2 protein-coding genes are annotated in these 4,118 nt (G+C 66.4%); both read left to right on the forward strand.

Going from position 1 to position 4,118, the window contains the following annotated elements:
* Positions 1-17: 17 nt before the first annotated feature.
* Entirely contained in the window at positions 18-2,096 is a 2,079-nt protein-coding gene (locus ACFXB5_RS52935) for an SDR family NAD(P)-dependent oxidoreductase (RefSeq protein ID WP_385223131.1), read from the forward strand.
* 35 nt (positions 2,097-2,131) lie between these two features.
* A partial coding sequence (locus ACFXB5_RS52940) for a type I polyketide synthase (protein WP_385223133.1) occupies positions 2,132-4,118 on the forward strand: 1,987 nt, incomplete at its 3' end.

Here is a 4,118-nt window from a genome sequence, read left to right on the forward strand (position 1 = left end):
ATGCCTCGGGTGCGTCGGTGGTGCGGGTGCGGCTGACTCGGGTGGGGGCGGATGCGGTGGCGTTGGAGGTGGCGGATGCGGCGGGTCAGCCGGTGGTCTCCATTGGGTCGCTGGCTCTGCGGCCGATCTCGGCTGAGCAGTTGCAGGCCGCGCAGGTCAGTCGTTATGACTCGCTGTTCCAGTTGGACTGGCAGCCGGTGGCCCCGTCGGCTTCGGTTGTTGTTGGGGGTTCGTGGGCGCTCGTGGGTTCGGATGTCGGGTTGGGTGAGGCGGTGGTCCGTGCGGGTGGGGCGTGTGCCCGCTTTGCTGATGTCCCGGCGTTGATCAGCGCGCTGGATGTGGGCGAGGTGGTGCCGGAGACGGTGGTGCTGTCCTGCCCGACGAGCGGCGGTGAGAGCGGTCTGGTTGCCGGGGTGGGGGAGTCGCTGTCCGCTGTGCTGTCTGCGGTGCAGCGGTGGTTGGGTGAGGAGCGCCTGTTCGGGTCTCGTCTGGTGGTGGTCACCTGTGGTGCGGTTGCCACGGAGGCGGGGGAGGATGTGGCGGGTCTGGTGCAGGCTCCGGTGTGGGGTTTGTTGCGGTCGGTGCAGACGGAGAATCCCGGTCGGTTCCTCCTCCTGGACCACGACACCGACGTCGAGATCAGCTCCGCTGCAGCGGACGCGGTGGTACGGGCCGTTGCCGCTGGTGAGGAGCCGCAGCTGGCGGTCCGGGGCGGCACTGTCCTGGTCCCGCGCTTGTCTCGCATGGTGGCTAAGTCCGCAGCGGCCCCCGAGGCGTCTACGCGGTTGGTCTCCGGCGGGACGGTGTTGGTGACGGGCGGGTCGGGTGTGTTGGCGGGTGTGGTGGCCCGGCATCTGGTGGTCGAGCATGGGGTGGGGCATCTGCTCCTTGCCAGCCGTAGGGGCCTGGAGGCTCCGGGGACAGCGGAGTTGGTGGCTGAGCTGGAGGCGGCTGGGGCGTCGGTCGCCGTGGCCGCCTGTGATGTGGCCGACCGTGAAGCCGTACGCGAGCTGTTGGCCGCCATCTCGGCAGAGCTTCCGCTGCGAGGCGTGGTCCACACCGCAGCCGTGGTGGACGACGGCGTCGTGGAGGGGCTGACCGATGAGCGCGTTCAGCGGGTGTTGGCTCCGAAGGTGGATGCGGCTTGGCATCTGCATGAGCTGACCCGGGACATGGGCCTGGAGGCGTTCGTGCTCTACTCCTCCGTCGCGGCCACGCTCGGTGCCGGTGGGCAGGGGAGTTACGCGGCGGCCAACGCCTTCCTCGACGCCCTGGCCCAGCACCGCCACGCCCACGGTCTGCCCGCCGTGTCCCTGGCCTGGGGCCTGTGGGCACAGGCCAGCGGAATCACCCAGAACCTCAACGAGACCGATCTCGCCCGTATGGACAGGTTGGGGATCATTCCGATGGCCACTGAGGATGCCTTGGCGTCGTTTGACCGGTCGATGCATGCGGACCGCGCTGTGGTGCTGCCGGTGCGGTTGGACCTCAAGGCGTTCGGGGACCGGCCGGTGTCCGTACCGACGGTGCTGCGTCAGTTGGTGCGCAGGCCGGTCCGGAAGGCAGCGGCCGGGAATGGCAGTGGCCCGGGCGCCGAGTGGCGCGACTGGGTCGCCATGGCCGTTCCGGAAGAGCGGGAGCGGTTGGTGCTGGACCTGGTCCGTACCCACGTCGCCACGGTGCTGGGACGAACCGATCCGTACGGAATCGAGGAGAAGCGAGCGCTCAAGGAATTGGGCTTCGATTCCCTCACCGCAGTCGAGCTCCGAAACCAGCTCAGCAACATCACCGGACTACGCCTGCCGACCACTCTGGTCTTCGATCATCCGACTCCAGCGGCCATTGCCAACGTTCTGCTCAAGCAGATCGACGGGGCTCCGCAGACCACTGCGCAGGGCATCATGAGCGAGATCGACAAATTGGAAGCGGCCCTTGCCGGCATTGACTGGGCCGATGCCGAGGCGGCCGTCGTTTCCACCCGCCTACGCGGGCTCCTCACCAAGTGGGGCAGGAATTCCGAGTCGGATACCGAAGACCTCGGAACTGCATCGGCTGATGAGCTATTCAGCATTCTCGACGGCGAGCTGGAACGTTAAGGATCTCCGGGCTTAAAGGAAGGCGGGATAGAACCATGTCGGTTGACGAGAAGACTCTCGATTATCTGCGGCGTGCTACGGCCGACCTTCGCGATGCCCGTGGGCGTCTGCGCGAGTTGGAAGACCGTGCACACGAACCGATTGCCATCGTCGGTATGGCCTGTCGGTATCCGGGGAATGCCGCGTCACCGGATGAGCTCTGGACTCTGCTGGCCAATGGCGCAGACGCACTATCTGGGTTCCCTGCCGATCGTGGTTGGGAGCTGGAGGATCTGTACGATCCGGACCCGGGTCGGCCTGGGAAGACCTATGCCGTGAGCGGCGGGTTCCTGCAGGATGCGGCGGATTTCGATGCGGAGTTCTTCGGGATTTCTCCACGTGAGGCGCTGGCGATGGATCCGCAGCAGCGGCTGCTGCTGGAGACGTCCTGGGAGGCCATAGAGGCTGCCGGGATCAACCCTTCCGAGCTGAGCGAATCACCAGTCGGGGTATTCATCGGAGCCAATGGTCAGGATTACCTTTCGCGGTTCCAGGACGACGCCGAAGACGGTGACGGGTATCTTCTGACGGGTAACACGGCCAGCGCCATGTCCGGCCGTCTTGCCTATGTCTTCGGTCTTGAGGGTCCGGCGGTGACGGTGGATACGGCATGTTCGTCGTCGTTGGTGGCTCTGCATCAGGCGAGTGTGGCGTTGCGCAGCGGTGAGTGCTCGATGGCCCTGGCTGGTGGGGCGACAGTGATGTCCACACCCATCGCATTCGTGGAGTTCTCTCGACAGCGTGGCCTGGCGGCCGATGGCCGTTGCAAAGCGTTCGCCGAGGCAGCGGATGGCACCGGCTGGGGTGAGGGTGTTGGTGTGTTGTTGTTGGAGCGGTTGTCGGATGCTCGGGTGCGGGGGCATCGGGTGTTGGCGGTGGTGCGTGGTTCGGCTGTGAATCAGGATGGGGCGTCGAATGGGTTGACGGCGCCGAATGGTCCGTCGCAGGAGCGGGTGATTCGGCAGGCGCTGGCCAATGCGCGGTTGTCGGCGGCGGATGTGGATGCTGTTGAGGGTCATGGGACCGGGACCCGGTTGGGCGATCCCATTGAGGTGCACGCGCTGCTGGCCACCTATGGGCAAGGTCGGGAAGACGGTCGGCCGTTGTGGCTGGGAGCGTTGAAGTCGAACATCGGTCACACGCAGGCGGCTGCGGGTGTGGGTGGTGTGATCAAGATGGTCATGGCCCTGAACCAGGAGATGCTGCCGCGCACGTTGCATGTGGACCGGCCGTCCTCGCACGTGGACTGGGACGCCGGAGCGGTGCAGCTGCTGACTGAGCCTGTGGCTTGGCCGCGTGGGGAGCGGGTCCGGCGGGCTGGGGTGTCTTCCTTCGGCGTGTCGGGGACTAACGCTCACGTCGTTCTCGAGGAAGCACCGGTGGATGAGGCCGCGGATGTAGAGGTGGTTTCGGCTGGTGGTGGTGTGGTGCCGTGGGTGGTGTCGGGGCGTAGTGCGGGTGCGTTGGCGGCTCAGGCCAGCCGACTGCTGGAGCATGTCAGCGCTGCTCAGGCCGACGGTGGCGTGGATGCGGTGGGCGTGGGGCGTGCTCTGGTGAGTTCGCGTGCGGTGTTCGAGCACCGTGCTGTCGTCTTTGGCTCGGATGTGGAGGAGCTGACCGGTGGGCTTGTGGGGCTGGCGGAGGGCAAGTCCGTCGGTGGTGCCGGTGGTGCCGGTGGTGTGGTGGTGGGGCGTGTGCGGTCGGGGCGTGTGGCGGTGTTGTTCTCCGGTCAGGGGAGTCAGCGGGCTGGGATGGGTGGGGAGTTGTATGAGGCCTTTCCCGTGTTCGCTGCTGCCTTCGATGAGGTGTGTGCGCGGTTTGATGTGCTGTTGGAGCGGCCGTTGAAGGAGGTGGTGTTCGCCGACGGTGTTCCTGGTGGTGAGGGCGGGGGGTTGTTGGGTCGGACGGTGTTTACGCAGGCGGGGTTGTTTGCGTTGGAGGTGGGGCTGTTTCGGTTGATGGAGTCCTTTGGGGTGCGGGTGG

Origin of the sequence: Streptomyces sp. NPDC059455 (genome assembly GCF_042750115.1) — a bacterium.
Taxonomy (GTDB): Bacteria; Actinomycetota; Actinomycetes; order Streptomycetales; family Streptomycetaceae; genus Streptomyces; species Streptomyces endocoffeicus.